Raw genomic sequence first — 15,197 nt, 5'->3', positions numbered from 1 at the left:
GGTCCGTCCCCGGTCCTCCCTCAGGCGAGGGCCCAGGCCACATCCCTGAGGAGGGCGTGCCGCCAGCCCGCCCGGTCGTGGTCCGAGGCCGAGCGGGAGACCCGCACCGCCGCGCCGGCCCGTTCGGTCAGGACCTCGGCCAGTTCGCAGTGCGGCAGCATCCGCGTCTCGTGCTCGCCGACGTCGAACGCGCACCGCAGTCCGGACAGGTCGGGGCTCCGGCGCAGCCGGTCGGCGAGGATGCCGCCGACCGGGCCGCCCAGCGGGTCCGCCAGCTCCATGGCCCCGGGCGTCCACCAGAGGGACGCCGACTGGACGGCGATCCGCGAGACCAGCTCCGGGAACTCCAGCGCCGCGTACAGCGCGCTCAGCCCGCCCAGGCTCTGCCCGGCGACCACCAGCCGGTCAGGGTCGGCCGGTACGCCCGAATCCGCGACCAGCGGCAGGAGTTCGTCCCGGACCGCCTCCCAGAGCTCGGGCCTGCACCCGAACTCGGCCTGTCGGTCCTTGGCGGGCAGGAACACGAGGGTGACGGGAGGCAGCTCGCCGGCCGCGACCGCCGAGTCGAACGCGGTCATGGCCGGGTGAAGGTACAGCCAGTCGTCCCCGTCCAGCAGCAGCACCACCGGCCCGCCGCCGCCCGCCGGGTGCACCCGCACGGTGCGCCGCCCACCGAGCCGTTCGCTGCTCCAGCGGAGCCGGGTGCGGGGCAGCGGCAGGACGTCGTCGGCGCCGACGACCGGCCAGTGCGGCTGGTCCGGGGCGTCGGGGGTCGCGGCGATGGACCGGTCGGCCCCGGCGCCGGCCGGGTTGTACGGATCCGCGTGCGCCGCCCCGTCCGCGACGATCCGGTAGGTCACCCGCAGCCGCGCGGGCATCCGCACCTCGGCGTACCAGCAGTCCGTACCGGCCCACCGGCGCAGGGGGACCGGCGGCGACCAGCTCTCGAAGTCGAGGCAGGACTCGGAGCCGCGCCACAGGAACAGGGTCCGCCAGCCGCCGTCGTCCGCGGGCACCGCGACGGGCGTCCGGGCGGCCGCCCAGAACGCGTCGGTGCCGGGGCGGCCCGGCAGTCCGAACGCGGCGAAGGGATGCTCCTCGTGGGCCGCGGGACCGGGTTCCGTCATGGCCGGTCCGTGCGGCGCCCGGCCGTGGTCCGCAGGGGTGTTCCCGGGGGCGCGCTCGTACTGCCCCCGGGACGTGCCGGTGTGATCACCAGGCGCATGGACGTCTCCTTGTGAGAGGGAGGGGGAGGAGTTAGGCTCATCCTGCATTAGGTGAGCCTAACCTAAGGTTGCTGGCCTCTTCCTTCTGCTCCACCTCTCGATCCGACGTACGGTCACGACGCGGCCCGCATCGGCCCGTCGGGCCCGAGGAGACACCGACACATGAGCACCAATCCGTTCGACGACCCCGAAGGCCGCTTCCTGGTCCTGGTGAACGACGAGGGACAGCACTCGCTCTGGCCGTCCTTCGCCGAGGTCCCCGGGGGCTGGACGACCGCCTTCGCGGAGAACACCCGGGAGGCGTGCCTGGAGTACATCGAGACCAACTGGACCGATCTGCGGCCCCGTTCCCTCGTGGCGTCCACCGACTGAACCACATAGGGAACGTCTTGATCACGGCATCGCCGCAGCCCGCCCCGCCGCCGCCCGCGCTCCCCGCGCCGTCGTACTCCATACGCTCGGCCCGTGCGGAGGACGCCGCCGAACTCGCCGCGCTGTCCCGGCCGTTCGTGCGCTCGGGCGCGCTGCGGGAGCGGCCCGTCCCGCTCTACGCCGCCCAGGCGGCCGACTTCCTCGTGGCGCGGTTCCCCGGCGGTCCCGTCGAGGGCTCCGTCGGCCTGCGGGTGTACCCGGCCGCCCCCGGCGAGGGGCGTGGATCCGTGGGTGTGCTGTACAACTTCTGCGTGGCCGGGCACCGGCAGGGGAGCGGGGTGGGAGCGGGGCTCCTGCGTGCCGCGCTGGCCATGGCGCACGCCCGGTCGCTCGGTGCGCTGTTCGCGGCGACGACCGGCGGCGGTGACCTGTTCCTGCGCTACGGCTTCGCGCCCGTGGCCGCGCGCCGGGCGCCCTCGGCCTGGGTGCGGTCCCTGGACCCCCGGCGCGATGCCCGCATCCTCGGCAGGACCCTGTGACGGCCGGCGCGCCCGCGGCGCCGGCCGCCGCCGTCACCGGGTGACGGCGACCGGATCGCTGTCGGCGACCACCGTGGTGCCGGGGCCGGTCTCGCCGAGGACGCCGCGCAGCACCGCGTGCGGAACGCGGCCGTCCAGCACATGGGCCCGGGGCACCCCGCCGCGGACCGCCCTCAGACAGCCCTCCATCTTCGGCCGCATCCCGCTCGCCAGCCCCGGCAGCAGTCCGTCCAGCGCGTCGGCGGTCAACCGCCCTATCACCTCGGTGCTGTGCGGCCAGTCCGCGTACAGCCCCGCCACATCGGTGAGCACCACCAGGCGCTCGGCGCCGAGGGCCACCGCCAGGGCCGAGGCCGCCAGATCGGCGTTGACGTTGTAGATCTGCCCGTCCTCGCCACGCGCCACGGGGGAGATCACCGGGATGTGCCCCTGATCCAGGAGCGTGTGCACCATCGCGGGGTTCACGTCCACGACGTCGCCGACGAGCCCGATGTCCACCGGCCGTCCGTCCACCCACGCGGGCCGCCGCACCGCGGTCAGGGTGTGCGCGTCCTCGCCGGTCATCCCCACGGCGAAGGGGCCGTGTTCGTTGATGTGACCGACCAGCTCCCGCTGGACCCGGCCGCTGAGCACCATGCGCACCACGTCCATGGTCTCCGGAGTGGTCACGCGCAGCCCCGCCTCGAAGCGGGACTCCAGGCCGAGGAGGCCGAGCATCGCGCTGATCTGCGGCCCGCCCCCGTGGACGACGACCGGGCGCAGCCCCTCGCGCCGGAGTTCCACGACGTCTTCGGCGAACGCCCGCTTCAGGTCCGTGTCCACCATGGCGTTCCCGCCGAACTTGACGACGACCGCGCCGCCTCGCACCCTGTTCACTCGCTTAGCTTAGCCTAACCTAATTTGTTGCGATTCCTTATGGATGAGGGGAGTTGCCGCACCCCTTCCGACCGGGCCCACCGGTCTCCGCCCGGCAGGGCCGATCGGCCCTAGCGGGGCCGCACCCGCGATGGGTTCACTGCGAGGCAGCACGCCGCGGGCGCGCGCGGGAGGGAAACATGGTGATCGCAGTCGTCGGGCACAGGGACCTCGGCAACAGGACCCTGGAGCTGGTGGAGGCCGAACTGAGAGCGCGGCTGGACCGCTTGGCGGAGAGCGCCGCCGCACTGGTACGGGTCGGCGCGGGGCTGCCGGTGGTGTTCGGGAGGGCGGCCCGGGAGGCCGGGCGGAAGCTGACGGTGCTGCTGCCGGCGCAGGGCGCGGTCCCCGCCGTGCTGCCCGCGCGCGACCGGTCGGCCGCGGGCGAACTGCTCGTCCTGGCCGAACACGTGAGGCTGCTGGCCTTCGACCCGGCCGACCGCGACGCGTGCGTGGGCGCCGACGAACGGCTGGTGGAGACCTGCCGGACCGTGCTCGCCGTGTGGGACGGCTCGCCCTCGGACGGCCGGGACGCCACCGCGCACCTGGTCGCCTTCGCGCGGGCCCGGGGAATCCGGGTCGAGGTCGTCTGGCCGGACGGTTCCGTGCGGGGCCGGGAATGAGGCGGCCGGGCAGTGGCACGGGGTCGGTGGGAGCCGGGCCCGGTGAGCGGGCCCGCGCCGGGGCGCCCGGGGCGGACGGCGGAGAGGAACGGGCCGGGGCCGTACGCGGGTTCGCGTGGCTGCTGGTCGTCACCGCCGCGCTCGGGCTGCTCGGTTCGTCCGTCATCACGATCGACAAGTTCGCACTGCTCGCCGACCCCGGCTTCGTGCCCGCCTGCTCGCTGAGCCCCGTGGTGTCCTGCACGAGCGTGATGCGCAGCGAGCAGGCGTCGGCGTTCGGCTTCCCCAACCCGCTGATCGGACTGGTCGCCTTCGCGGTGGTGCTGGGGGCCGGGGCGGGCCTGCTCGCGGGCGCGCGCTACCGGCGCTGGTACTGGCGCGGGCTGAACCTCGGCATGCTGTTCGGCGTCGGCTTCTGCATGTGGCTGATGACCCAGGCCCTGTTCGAGATCGGTGCGCTCTGTCTGTGGTGCGTGCTGGTGTGGGTGGTCACCATCGTCATGTTCTGGCACACCACCGTGCACAACCTGCGCCACGGCGTCCTGCCCGCACCGCGCGCCCTGGTCGCGGCGGTGCTGGAGTTCCCCCTCGTGGTGCCGGTGACCTGGTGCCTGGCCATCGTCATGCTGATAGCAGTCCGGTTCTGGTCGTACTGGCGGACGTTCCTGTGACCGCGACCAGGCCGGTGGCGTCGTGACGGATCTGCCCGGCCGGTACGCCGGCGGCGGCCAGCCGCGCCGAGACGGCCTGGGCCGGCCCCGCCGTACCGGCCTCGGGGGACAGGGCCACGAAGGCGTGCTGCCGGGCCGCGGCGCCCGGCTGCGGGGGCAGGATGCCGTTCAGGGCCCGCAGCCCGGGACCCGCGAAGCGGGCGCCTTCCGTGTCGGCCGCGATGACGGTCAGCCAGGGACGCCCGCGCCGGAACGCCTCCAGGTACGCCGCGTCGTACATCTCCTCGGTGGACTCCAGCAGCAGCCGCACCCGGTGGGTACGCGACCGGTCGGCGTCGATCCGCTGGAGCAGCGCCTTCATCGGGGCCCAGCCCGTGCCGGAGGCGATCAGCAGGAGGTCCGGGGACCCGGGGTGGTCCGGCAGGGCCAGCGCGCCGCGCGGGGCGCTGAGCCGGACCGCGCCGCCCTCCCGCGTACCGTGCACCAGCGCGTCGCTCACGCCGTCGGCGCCATGGGCCCGTACGTGGAACTCCAGCTCGCCGTCCGGATGCGGGGCGCGGGCCAGGTAGTAGGGCCGCCAGGCCTGTTCCAGCAGCGGCGACTCCAGGGACGCGTACTGCCCGGCCTCGAAGGCGTAGGGCTGATGGGGCCGTACCCGCAGCACCGCGAGACCGGGCGCGCGCAGTTCGTGCGAGGTCACCGTCGCCTCCCAGCTGGGCGGTTCGGCGATGGCCTCGTCAGCGCCCCGGACCATCGCCGAGACGGCCAGCCGCAGCATCCGCAGCCAGGCCTGCTCCATCGGACGGGTCCACCGCACGCCCCCGCGCACCCGCAACGCCTCGATCAGCGCCGCCTCGAAGGCCTCGAAGTGCGCGGGCCGCACCCCGAGCTTGCGGTGGTCGCGGCCCAACTGCGCGAAGACGCCGATCATTTCGTCCGTGCGGTGCAGATTGCCGATCAGATGGCGGAAGATCTGGGCCAGATGGGCCCGCTGGAACGCCATCGACTCGGGGAACAGCGACCGCAGATACGGGTGCCGCTCGAACAGGATCCGGTACAGCTCGGCGATCAGCTCCTCCAACGGGTCGACCAGGAACAGCGAATCGCTGATCAGCAGTTGGTCGGCGGTGCCGTCGTAGGGCTGCGGGGCCTCGGCGCTCCACTCTCCGGCACGGCTGCCGGAGGGGGCCAGCATGCGTCGCCGCAGCCGCATCGCGTCATGCCGTGCGAGCAGCGCGTGGTAGTCCTCGCTCGGGGTGTTCATGGGCCGGTTGCTCCTCGGTGCAGCGCAGTGGGGTGGCCGGGAAGGGAGATGTCCGTGGCGCCCGGTCGATCTCGGCGGCGTCAGTATGGCACCGCGCCCCACCCGCTGACCGGCCCCTGGCCACAGGGCCTTTCGGCCCTGTTCAGATGCCGTTCACCGTGCTGTGGCACCCCGGCGGGGGCGGCTCCGCGCACCCGCACATACTGATCCCGGCCCTCTCCCCGAAACGATCGAGCACGATGTGAACGAGTCCGTGAACACCCCACCGAGCACGACCCCGTCGAGCACGGCCACGCCGCCGTCCGCGGCCCCCGTACGCGTCTTCATCCTCGACGACCACGAGGTCGTCCGGCGCGGCGTACGCGATCTGCTGGAGGCCGAGGACGACATCGAGGTCGTCGGCGAGGCGTCCGACGCCCGGGAGGCACTGGCCCGCGTACCGGCCTGCGCGCCGCAGGTCGCCGTGCTGGACGTACGCCTCGGCGACGACCGGGGCGGTGACCACGCCGGTATCGAGGTGTGCCGGGAGCTGCGCGCCCTGATGCCCGAGCTCGCCTGCCTGATGCTGACGTCGTTCGACGACGACGAGGCGCTCTTCGACGCCATCATGGCGGGCGCGGCGGGATATGTGCTCAAGCAGATCAACGGAGCCGATCTGATCACCGCCGTACGCCGGGTCGCCTCGGGCACCTCGATGCTCGATCCGCGGACGACCGCCCGGGTGATGGCGCGGCTGCGGGGCACCGAGGACCCGCCCGCCGAGGCGTCGCAGACGTCGGAGCTGGACGGACTCACCCCCAGGGAGCGGCAGATCCTCGATCTCATCGGCGAGGGCCTCACCAACCGCGAGATCGCGGAGCGCCTCTTCCTGGCCGAGAAGACCGTGAAGAACCGCATCTCCTCGATCCTCGCCAAACTGGGCGTGGGCCGCCGGATCCAGGCCGCGATGCTCGTCGGCCGGATCAAGGACCGTCAGGGGTGGCCCCCCGCCCCGCGCGGCTGACGGACGCGCGGGCGTCAGTCGTGGAGCGGCGCCCGCCAGACGATCCGGGTGCCGCCGTCCGCCGGCCGTTCGACGGCCAGGGTGCCGCCGCACAGCTCGGCCCGGGTCCGCATGTTGGCCAGCCCCCCGGGGCGACCGGCCACCGGGTCACCGGGATCGGCCGCCCCGTTCCCGGGCGCGGCACCGTCCGGGATCCCGATGCCGTTGTCGGTGACGGTCAGGGTCACCGCGTCGTCCGCCGACAGCACGATGCCGATCCGCGTGGCACGGGCATGGCGGGAGGCGTTGGAGACCGCCTCGGCGGCGACCGCCACCACGTGTTCGGCCAGCTCGTCCGGGACCGTGGTGTCCACCGGCCCGTCGATCCGCAGGGAGGGCCGGAAGCCCAGGGCGTGCGCCGCCGAGCGGGCGGTCTCCCCCATCCGCTGCCGCAGCCCGCCGCGGCCCGGGGCGTCCGCCGTCCGCAGATCGAAGATGGTGGACCGGATGATCCGGATCGTGGTGTCCAGATCGTCCACCGCCCGGCTGACCCGCTCGGCCGCGTCCGGCCGGTCCGCGATGGCCCGGGTGGTGCTCTGGAGCGTCATCCCGGTCGCGAAGAGACGCTGGATCGCCAGATCGTGCAGATCGCGGGCGATCCGGTCCCGGTCGTGCATCACGGCGAGCTCCTCGGACTCGGCCCGCCTGCGGGCCAGTTCCAGGGCGATGGCCGCCTGGTCGGCGAAGCCCGAGACGAGCGCGACCTCGGTGTCGTCGAACGGAGGACGGCCCACCGGCCGCCCCAGCCGCAGGGCGCCCCGGGTCTCCGCGTCGACCCGCAGCGGCACCGTCACCACCGGACCGAGTCCGTCCTCGGCACCGTCGCCGAACGGGTGGGCCCGGGGATCGGTACGCACATCGGCGCAGTGCACCGGGGTCCCCGTACGGGCGGCGAGCCCGGCCAGCGAGCCCCGCGCGGGCACGGACAGCCCGGTCACCCGCTCGGCGTCCCTGCCATGGGCGACGACGACCGTCAGACGCGCCTCGGCGGCGGGCGTCTCCGCGGCCCTGGAGACGGGCGCGGGAGGCGTGGGCAGCAGAATCGCGGCCCGGTCGGCGCCCGCCACCTCCATCGCCCGCTCGGCGATCAGATGCAGCACCTCGTCGGCGTCGGTCCCGGAGAGCAGCGTGCGGGTGATCTCGCCCAGCGCCTCCAGCCGACGCTCCCGGCGACGGCTCTCGTCGTACATACGGGCGTTGTCGATGGCGACCCCGGCCGCGATCGACAGGGTCGTCAGCACCGCCTCGTCGTCGGCGTCGAAGCTCGCCCCGCCCCGCTTCTCCGTGAGGTAGAGATTGCCGAACACCTCGTCCCGGACCCGCACCGGCACCCCCAGGAAGGTGCGCATCGGGGGATGGTGGGGCGGGAAGCCGAAGCTGCGCGGATGGCTGCTGAGATCGGTCAGCCGCAGCGGCTCCGGGTGGTGGATCAGCTCACCGAGGATGCCGCGCCCGCACGGCGTCCGCCCGATCACGGCGGCGAGCTGCTCCGATATGCCGACCGGAAGGAACTCCAGCAGCGTCTGCCCGTCCCCGACGATGCCGAGCGCTCCGTACTCCGCGTCGGTCAGGCTCACCGCGGCCTCCACGATCCCGCGCAGCACCTCGGGCAGTTCCAGACCCCGCCCCAGACTCATCACGGCGTCGAGCAGGCTGCGCATCCGGTCAGGCCCGCCGGGCTCGGGCCAGGCCACCGGGCCGGCGCAGGGGGAGCCGGGCAGGGCCCCGGGTGCTGTCTCTGTCATCGGGCGCCGCTCTCAGGGTCCGTGTGCCGTAGGCCGGGAAGTCGCTCACCGGATCACCGCAGGGCTGGGACCGGTCCACGGCCGGTCAGCCTACGGCAGCCTCCGGGCGGGCCGGGCCGTGCGTCCGCCGGTCCGAGGGGCCGGACGGCTCCCCGACGCCCCGGAGACAGGGCCGGTCGGCCCGGCGGAACGTACCCCGTCGGTCCCTGGAGGGCGGCCGCGGGCGCGGCCAGCATGGTGCGGCCGGGAAGGTCCGGTCCCGTCCCCTCGTGATCCACCGGACCTTTCCGACCGCTCCCCTCCGCCGCCCGTGCGGCCGGGGAGCGCTCGAAGAACCGCAAGAGCTGGAGGACACGGTCCGGTGGACGCAATGGAAACGCAGGGCAATCGAGCCGCCCCCGCACAGGGGCCCAGGCCCCCCGGCCCCGGAGCCGCCACCGCCGACCCGCGCCCCGCCGGGAAGGGCCGTCCGTCGCGCGGGCGGATCGTCGTCTCGTGGCTCACCACGACCGACCACAAGCAGATCGGAACGCTCTACCTCGTCACCGCGTTCGTCTTCTTCCTCATCGGCGGCGCGATGGCACTCGTCATGCGTGCCGAACTCGCCCGTCCCGGAACGCAGATCATCTCCAACGAGCAGTTCAACCAGGCATTCACCATGCACGGTTCGGTGATGCTGCTGCTCTTCGCGATGCCGCTGTTCACGGGGTTCGCCAACTGGCTCATGCCGCTTCAGATAGGCGCCCCCGACGTGGCGTTCCCCCGGCTGAACATGCTGGCGTACTGGCTGTTCCTCTTCGGCTCGCTCATCGCCGCCGCGGGATTCCTCACTCCGCAGGGCGCGGCCGACTTCGGATGGTTCGCCTATGCCCCGTTGTCCGACGCCACGCATTCACCGGGGATCGGCGCCGACATGTGGATCATGGGCGTGGCGCTCTCCGGATTCGGGTCCATTCTCGGAGCGGTGAACTTCATCACCACCATCATCTGCATGCGGGCCCCGGGAATGACCATGTTCCGGATGTCGATCTTCACCTGGAACGTCCTGCTGACCGCCGTACTCATCCTCCTGGTCTTCCCGGTCCTGGCCGCGGCGCTGCTCGCACTGGAAATGGACCGGAAGTTCGGCTCGCACATCTTCGATCCCGCCAACGGTGGCGCCCTGCTGTGGCAGCACCTCTTCTGGTTCTTCGGTCACCCCGAGGTCTACGTACTCGCCCTGCCGTTCTTCGGAATCGTCTCCGAGATCGTCCCGGTCTTCTCCCGCAAACCGATGTTCGGCTACATCGGTCTCGTCGCCGCCACGATCGCCATCGCCGGACTGTCCGTCACGGTCTGGGCCCACCACATGTATGTGACCGGCGGTGTCCTGCTGCCGTTCTTCTCCTTCATGACCTTCCTCATCGCCGTACCGACCGGGGTGAAGTTCTTCAACTGGATCGGCACGATGTGGAAGGGATCGCTGTCCTTCGAGACACCGATGCTGTGGACCACCGGATTCCTGGTCACCTTCGTCTTCGGTGGACTGACCGGCGTCATCCTGGCCTCACCGCCACTGGATTTCCACGTCTCCGACTCGTACTTCGTCGTCGCCCACTTCCACTACACGCTCTTCGGCACGGTCGTGTACGCGATGTTCGCCGGATTCCATTTCTGGTGGCCGAAATTCACCGGGAAGATGCTCGACGAACGCCTGGGGAAGATCACTTTCTGGGTACTGACGGTCGGTTTCCACCTCACGTTCCTCGTACAGCACTGGCTCGGGGCCCAGGGAATGCCGCGCCGGTACGCGGACTATCTCGCCGCCGACGGATTCACCGCCCTCAACACCCTGTCCACCATCGGTTCGTTCCTCCTCGGGCTGTCCTTCCTGCCCTTCTTCTACAACGTCTGGAAGACCAGCCAGTACGGCAGGAAGGTGACCGTCGACGACCCCTGGGGATACGGCCGTTCCCTGGAATGGGCCACGAGCTGCCCTCCGCCCCGGCACAACTTCGCTTCCCTGCCCCGGATCCGCAGCGAGTCCCCGGCCCTGGACCTGCACCACCCGGAGATCGCCGCACTGGAACTCGAACCCGCCGCACCGCACTGACCCTTCCGGCGATCCCCTTCCCCGCGACTCCCCGTCCCCGCAAGCCCCGTCCTCAGGAGAGTGCTGCAGATGTCCCACGGTGTTCTGGCGGTCGGTGCCGCGGCGTTCCTCGCCTCCGGCAACGTCTGGTACCTGCCCGCCTACGTCGATCTGCGGGCGGGCCAGGACCGCCCGGGTTCCCGGCGGCCCGCCGCGGCCGCCGTGCTGACCGCGTGGGCGACGGCGGCCCTCACGATGGTCCTGCTGCTCCTCCCGGTCGCACCGGTCGTGGCCGTGCCGCCGGCGCTCGCGGGCACCGCCGCCGTGGCGTCCCTGACCGTCCGGGCCCGGCTGCGCCGGGGCCAGGAGCGGCGCGAGGCGGAAGCACGCTGGTCCACCCTCTTCCCGGTACGGACCGGAGACCCGGCCGGGGCCGCCGACGACGAGCGATGAGGCGGGCCGCCCCCGCCGGCACCTGACCCGCGGGCGAGAGGTGTCGGCGGATGTGGAGGATCTTCGTCCGCCGGCACACGCATGCGGAGGTCCCGCGAGGGCCCGACCCCCTCTCCCGCCGGAAAATGTGCGATATGGGAGCGTGGGCGGGTGAGTGAGACGACTACTGAAACCCTGCAGTACCGCTTCGACGGGCCAAAGGACGCGCCGATCCTGGTCCTGGGCCCCTCCCTCGGCACGTCGTGGCACATGTGGGACCGGCAGATACCGGAGCTCACCCCGCACTGGCGGGTCTTCCGCTACGACCTCCCGGGCCACGGCGGCGCCCCCGCCCGCCCCGCCACCGCCATCGGCGATCTCGCCGACCGGCTGCTCGCCACCCTCGACGGGCTCGGCGTCCAGCGCTTCGGGTACGCGGGCTGCTCCATCGGCGGGGCGATCGGCGCCGACCTGGCGCTGCGCCACCCGCACCGGGTCGCCTCGCTGGCCCTGGTCGCCGCCTCGCCCCGGTTCGGCAGCGCAGACGAGTTCCGCCAGCGCGGGGTGGTCGTCCGCACCAACGGGCTGGAGCCGATGGCGCGCACCGCGCCCGAGCGCTGGTTCACCCCCGGGTTCGCCGCCGCCCAGCCGGCCATCGTCGACTGGGCCGTCCAGATGGTCCGCACCACCGACCCCGGCTGCTACATCGCCGCCTGCGAGGCGCTCGCCGCCTTCGACGTCCGCGGCGAACTCGGCCGCATCACCGCCCCGACCCTCGTCCTGGTCGGCGCCGAGGACCGGGTCACCGGTCCGGGCGACGCCCGCACCCTGGTCGCGGGCATACCGGACGCCCGGCTCGCCCTCGTACCCGGCGCCTCCCACCTCGCCCCGGTCGAGCAGCCGGGAGCCGTCACCGATCTGCTGCTCACCCACTTCTCCACGGCCTGGCAGGACACCCTCGCCGCCATCCCCGTCCCGCCGTCCACCCCGCAGCTCTCCGCGCCCGTGCTGCCCGTCGCGGAGATCACCGCCGCCACGCCCCAGCCCGAGGCCGGGACCACCGGACGCGCCGACCCGTACGGGCCCGGCCTGAAGATCCGCCGCGAGGTGCTGGGCGACGCCCATGTGGACGGGGCCCTCGCCGCCTCCGACGAGTTCACCGAGGACTTCCAGGAGCTGGTCACCCGGTACGCGTGGGGCGAGGTGTGGAGCCGGGAGGGCCTGGACCGCCGCACCCGCAGCTGTGTCACGCTCACCGCGCTGGTCGCCTCCGGCCACCTGGAGAGCCTGGCCGCCCACGTCAGGGCCGCGCTGCGCAACGGCCTCACCCCGGCGGAGATCAAGGAGGTGCTGATGCAGACGGCCGTGTACTGCGGGGTGCCCGCGGCCGGTGCCGCCTTCGCCGTGGCCCGGACCGTGATCCAGGAGGAAACGAGGCCCCGTCCGTAGCAGGATGGGACCCATGGACGCCGTGAACCCCGTACGCCTCACACTGACCAAGAAGACGCACTCCTGCATCCGGCTGGAGAAGGACGGGCGGGCGCTCGTCATCGACCCGGGCGGTTTCTCCGAGCAGGACGCGGCCCTCGGCGCACAAGCGCTGCTGGTGACGCACGAGCATCCCGACCACTTCGACGAGGGACGGCTGCGCGCGGCCATGGAGGCCGACCCGGCCGCCGAGATCTGGACCCTGCGCAGCGTCGCCGACCGGCTCTCCGCGGCCTTCCCCGGCCGTGTCCACACCGTCGGCCACGGCGACACCTTCACCGCAGCGGGCCTCGACGTACAGGTGCACGGAGAACTGCACGCCGTCATCCACCCGGACATCCCCAGAATCACCAACATCGGCTTCCTGGTGGACGGCTCGGTCTTCCACCCCGGCGACGCGCTCACCGTCCCCGACCGTCCGGTCGACACCCTGATGCTGCCGGTGATGGCCCCCTGGAACAAGATCTCCGAGGTCATCGACTACGTGCGCGAGGTCCGGCCGCGCCGCGCCATCGACATCCACGACGCGCTGCTCACCGACCTCGCCCGACCGATCTACGACGGCCAGATCGGAAGCCTCGGCGGAGCCGAACACGGACGGCTGGCCCCGGGGGACTCGACCGGGCTCTGACCGCCACCGGTCCGGCGGCTGTCAGTGCCAGCCGCTAGGTTTACGTCCATGCGCATCGCCACCTGGAACGTCAATTCGATCACCGCCCGGCTCCCGAGGCTGCTGGCCTGGCTGGAGAGCACCGGCACGGATGTGCTGTGCATCCAGGAGACCAAGTGCACCGCCGAACAGTTCCCGGCGGACGCGCTCCGCGAGCTGGGCTACGAGTCCGCGGTCAACGCCACCGGCCGGTGGAACGGCGTGGCGCTGGTCTCCCGGGCCGGTCTGTCGGACGTTGTCGAGGGCCTGCCGGACGGCCCGGACTACGACGGGGCGCAGGAGCCGCGGGCGATCTCCGCGACCTGCGGCCCGGTCCGGGTCTGGTCGGTCTACGTGCCCAACGGCCGCGAGATCGAGCACCCGCACTACGCGTACAAGCTGCGCTGGTTCGAGGCGCTGCGGAAGGCCGTCGCCGCGGATGCCGCGGGCCCCCGGCCGTTCGCGGTCCTGGGCGACTTCAACGTGGCCCCGACCGACGAGGACGTCTGGGACCCGGCACTGTTCGAGGGCGCCACCCATGTCACCCCCGCCGAGCGCGCCGCGCTGGCCGCGCTGCGCGAGGAGGGGCTGTCGGACGTCATGCCGCGCCCGCTGAAGTACGACCGCCCGTACACCTTCTGGGACTACCGGGAGCTGCGCTTCCCGAAGAACAAGGGCATGCGGATCGACCTGGTATACGGCAACGCGCCCTTCGTCGCGGCGGTCGGCGACAGCTATGTGGACCGCGAGGAGCGCAAGGGCAAGGGCGCGTCCGACCACGCCCCGGTGGTCGTGGACCTCGACGTCTGAGGTCCGTCGCCGGGCCGTCGGCGCGGCTCCCGGCCACGGCCCGCCGTGCGGCCGCCCCGGCCGGGGTCGCCCCGCCCGGCCGGGGCCGGCCGGGGTTTCCCGCGCCGCGGTCCGTCAGACCGCGGGGACGCCCTCCCGGCCGTGCCCGGTGGCGCGCCGCATCCCCAGCGAGGCCCCGGCGGAGCCCAGCGCGAGGACCATCAGCAGGGCGCTCACCCACAGCGGCGAGCGGAAGCCGAGGCCCGCGCCGATCGCCAGGCCGCCGAACCAGGGGCCGAGCGCGGCACCCACGTTGAACGCGGCCGTGGCGAAGGAGCCGGACAGGGTCGGTGCGTCGCCCGCCAGCCGGAACACCCAGGAGATCAGCGCCGTCCCGGTGCCGAACGCCAGCATCCCCTGGACGAGGACGAGCGTCACCATCGCGAACGGGCTGCCCGCGGTGAGCGCCAGCCCGGCCCATCCGGCCACCAGTGCCACCAGACCGGCCGCGGTGAGGGCGACGGGCCTGGCGTCGACGAGCCGGCCCGCGAGGGTGACACCGATGAACGAGCCCAGTCCGAAGAGCGCCAGCAGACCGGGCACCCAGACCGGGGCGAGCCCGGTGACGCGTGTGGCGAGCGGTTCCAGATAGGAGAACGCGCAGAACGTCGCCCCCTGGACCAGGGCGCTCGTCAGCAGGGTCAACAGCAGTCGCGGGCGGGCCAGCGCCCGCAGCTCCACACCGGCGGGAGCGGGAGCGGACTCCGGCCGCCCCGCCGGAACGGTCCTGGCGATCACCAGGACGGCCGGTACGGAGACCAGGGCCACGGCCCAGAACGCCGACCGCCACCCCCAGTGCCCGCCCAGCGCCGCACCGGCGGGCACCCCGGCCACGCAGGCGACGGTGACACCCCCGACCACCACGGACGTGGCGCGTGCCCGTGCCTCCGGCCCGGCCAGGGAGACCGCGGTCACCAGGGCCACCGCCCAGAAGCCCGCGTTGGCCAGCGCCCCGACGACCCGTGTCGCGAGGAGCAGCCCGTAGCCGGGCGTGAGCGCGCCGACGACATGGGCGGCGGCGAAGACGCAGAGGAAGAAGACGAGGGCGCGGCGGCGCGGCCAGTTCCGGCTGAAGAGCGCCGTCAACGGCGCCCCGACGATCATTCCCACCGCGAAGGCCGAGGTCAGCAGCCCAGCGGCGGGGATGGACACGTGCAGGTCGGCGGCGATGTCCGAGAGCAGACCGGACAGCATGAATTCGGAGGTGCCCTGGGCGAAGACGGCGAGCCCGAGCGCGTAGACGGCGAATGGCATGAAGAACCCCATGGACGGCTGATGGATGGACCGGGCAGGGGTGTGGGCCCGCACCCG

Annotated in this window: 15 protein-coding genes; 10 read left to right on the top strand and 5 right to left on the bottom strand. The window is 73.0% G+C overall.

The window, feature by feature from the left end; all coding sequences use genetic code 11:
• Nucleotides 1-20 precede the first annotated feature (20 nt).
• Nucleotides 21-1,127 carry an alpha/beta hydrolase-fold protein gene (locus ACFVFH_RS30575; RefSeq protein WP_383774533.1) on the bottom strand — a complete coding sequence of 369 codons (1,107 nt, stop codon included), beginning with the start codon at nucleotides 1,125-1,127 and terminating at the stop codon, nucleotides 21-23.
• A 261-nt stretch (nucleotides 1,128-1,388) separates the two neighbouring features.
• On the opposite strand from ACFVFH_RS30575, the gene ACFVFH_RS30570 reads away from it, so the two are divergent.
• Together ACFVFH_RS30570 and ACFVFH_RS30565 are read left to right on the top strand one after the other, a co-directional pair.
• Nucleotides 1,389-1,598 (top strand): MbtH family protein, encoded by a 210-nt coding sequence (locus ACFVFH_RS30570; RefSeq protein WP_383774531.1) that lies wholly within the window; start codon nucleotides 1,389-1,391, stop codon nucleotides 1,596-1,598.
• 17 nt (nucleotides 1,599-1,615) lie between these two features.
• The gene (locus tag ACFVFH_RS30565; RefSeq protein WP_383774529.1) at nucleotides 1,616-2,137 is read left to right on the top strand and encodes a GNAT family N-acetyltransferase; all 522 of its coding nucleotides are present in this window, start codon (nucleotides 1,616-1,618) and stop codon (nucleotides 2,135-2,137) included.
• Between the two features lie 33 nt (nucleotides 2,138-2,170).
• Here ACFVFH_RS30565 and argB read toward each other — a convergent pair whose 3' ends face one another.
• On the bottom strand, nucleotides 2,171-3,013 hold the full coding sequence (gene argB / locus ACFVFH_RS30560) for an acetylglutamate kinase (protein WP_383774527.1): 843 nt from the start codon (nucleotides 3,011-3,013) through the stop codon (nucleotides 2,171-2,173).
• 182 nt (nucleotides 3,014-3,195) lie between these two features.
• Between argB and ACFVFH_RS30555 the strand changes: the two genes are divergently transcribed.
• The gene (locus tag ACFVFH_RS30555; RefSeq protein ID WP_383774817.1) at nucleotides 3,196-3,675 is read left to right on the top strand and encodes a hypothetical protein; all 480 of its coding nucleotides are present in this window, start codon (nucleotides 3,196-3,198) and stop codon (nucleotides 3,673-3,675) included.
• Entirely contained in the window at nucleotides 3,672-4,346 is a 675-nt protein-coding gene (locus ACFVFH_RS30550; protein ID WP_383774525.1) for a vitamin K epoxide reductase family protein, read from the top strand. The genes ACFVFH_RS30555 and ACFVFH_RS30550 overlap by 4 nt, the downstream gene beginning before the upstream one ends.
• Here the strand turns inward: ACFVFH_RS30550 and ACFVFH_RS30545 are convergent.
• Nucleotides 4,297-5,610 (bottom strand): globin domain-containing protein, encoded by a 1,314-nt coding sequence (locus tag ACFVFH_RS30545; protein WP_383774523.1) that lies wholly within the window; start codon nucleotides 5,608-5,610, stop codon nucleotides 4,297-4,299. The two genes, ACFVFH_RS30550 and ACFVFH_RS30545, sit on opposite strands and share 50 nt — an antisense overlap.
• Before the next feature lie 253 nt (nucleotides 5,611-5,863).
• Between ACFVFH_RS30545 and ACFVFH_RS30540 the strand changes: the two genes are divergently transcribed.
• Entirely contained in the window at nucleotides 5,864-6,613 is a 750-nt protein-coding gene (locus ACFVFH_RS30540) for a response regulator (RefSeq protein WP_383774521.1), read from the top strand.
• A gap of 14 nt (nucleotides 6,614-6,627) precedes the next feature.
• Here the strand turns inward: ACFVFH_RS30540 and ACFVFH_RS30535 are convergent, their stop codons facing one another.
• Nucleotides 6,628-8,313, bottom strand: coding sequence for a GAF domain-containing protein (locus ACFVFH_RS30535; RefSeq protein ID WP_383774814.1), 1,686 nt, complete (start codon nucleotides 8,311-8,313; stop codon nucleotides 6,628-6,630).
• A gap of 454 nt (nucleotides 8,314-8,767) precedes the next feature.
• Here ACFVFH_RS30535 and ctaD point away from each other — a divergent pair, with 454 nt between their 5' ends.
• The 5 genes from ctaD to ACFVFH_RS30510 all read left to right on the top strand — a co-directional run bounded on the left by ctaD (nucleotide 8,768) and on the right by ACFVFH_RS30510 (nucleotide 13,847).
• A complete protein-coding gene (gene ctaD, locus ACFVFH_RS30530) occupies nucleotides 8,768-10,489 on the top strand; it encodes a cytochrome c oxidase subunit I (protein ID WP_383774812.1) in 1,722 nt (573 codons plus the stop codon).
• Between the two features lie 69 nt (nucleotides 10,490-10,558).
• Entirely contained in the window at nucleotides 10,559-10,921 is a 363-nt protein-coding gene (locus ACFVFH_RS30525; protein WP_383774519.1) for a hypothetical protein, read from the top strand.
• 81 nt (nucleotides 10,922-11,002) lie between these two features.
• A complete protein-coding gene (locus tag ACFVFH_RS30520) occupies nucleotides 11,003-12,349 on the top strand; it encodes an alpha/beta fold hydrolase (protein ID WP_383774517.1) in 1,347 nt (448 codons plus the stop codon).
• Between the two features lie 13 nt (nucleotides 12,350-12,362).
• Complete coding sequence (locus ACFVFH_RS30515) at nucleotides 12,363-13,019, top strand: MBL fold metallo-hydrolase (RefSeq protein ID WP_383774515.1); 657 nt, start codon at nucleotides 12,363-12,365, stop codon at nucleotides 13,017-13,019.
• A 48-nt stretch (nucleotides 13,020-13,067) separates the two neighbouring features.
• The gene (locus tag ACFVFH_RS30510) at nucleotides 13,068-13,847 is read left to right on the top strand and encodes an exodeoxyribonuclease III (protein ID WP_383774513.1); all 780 of its coding nucleotides are present in this window, start codon (nucleotides 13,068-13,070) and stop codon (nucleotides 13,845-13,847) included.
• Nucleotides 13,848-13,961: 114 nt separating this feature from the next.
• On the opposite strand, the gene ACFVFH_RS30505 is transcribed toward ACFVFH_RS30510, so the two are convergent.
• Entirely contained in the window at nucleotides 13,962-15,140 is a 1,179-nt protein-coding gene (locus ACFVFH_RS30505; RefSeq protein ID WP_383774511.1) for a Cmx/CmrA family chloramphenicol efflux MFS transporter, read from the bottom strand.
• Nucleotides 15,141-15,197 lie beyond the last annotated feature (57 nt).

Origin of the sequence: Streptomyces sp. NPDC057697 (genome assembly GCF_042799335.1) — a bacterium.
Lineage (GTDB): Bacteria > Actinomycetota > Actinomycetes > Streptomycetales > Streptomycetaceae > Streptomyces.
Note: the sequence above shows the minus strand (reverse complement) of the source record. Positions and strands in the feature narration are given on the sequence as shown.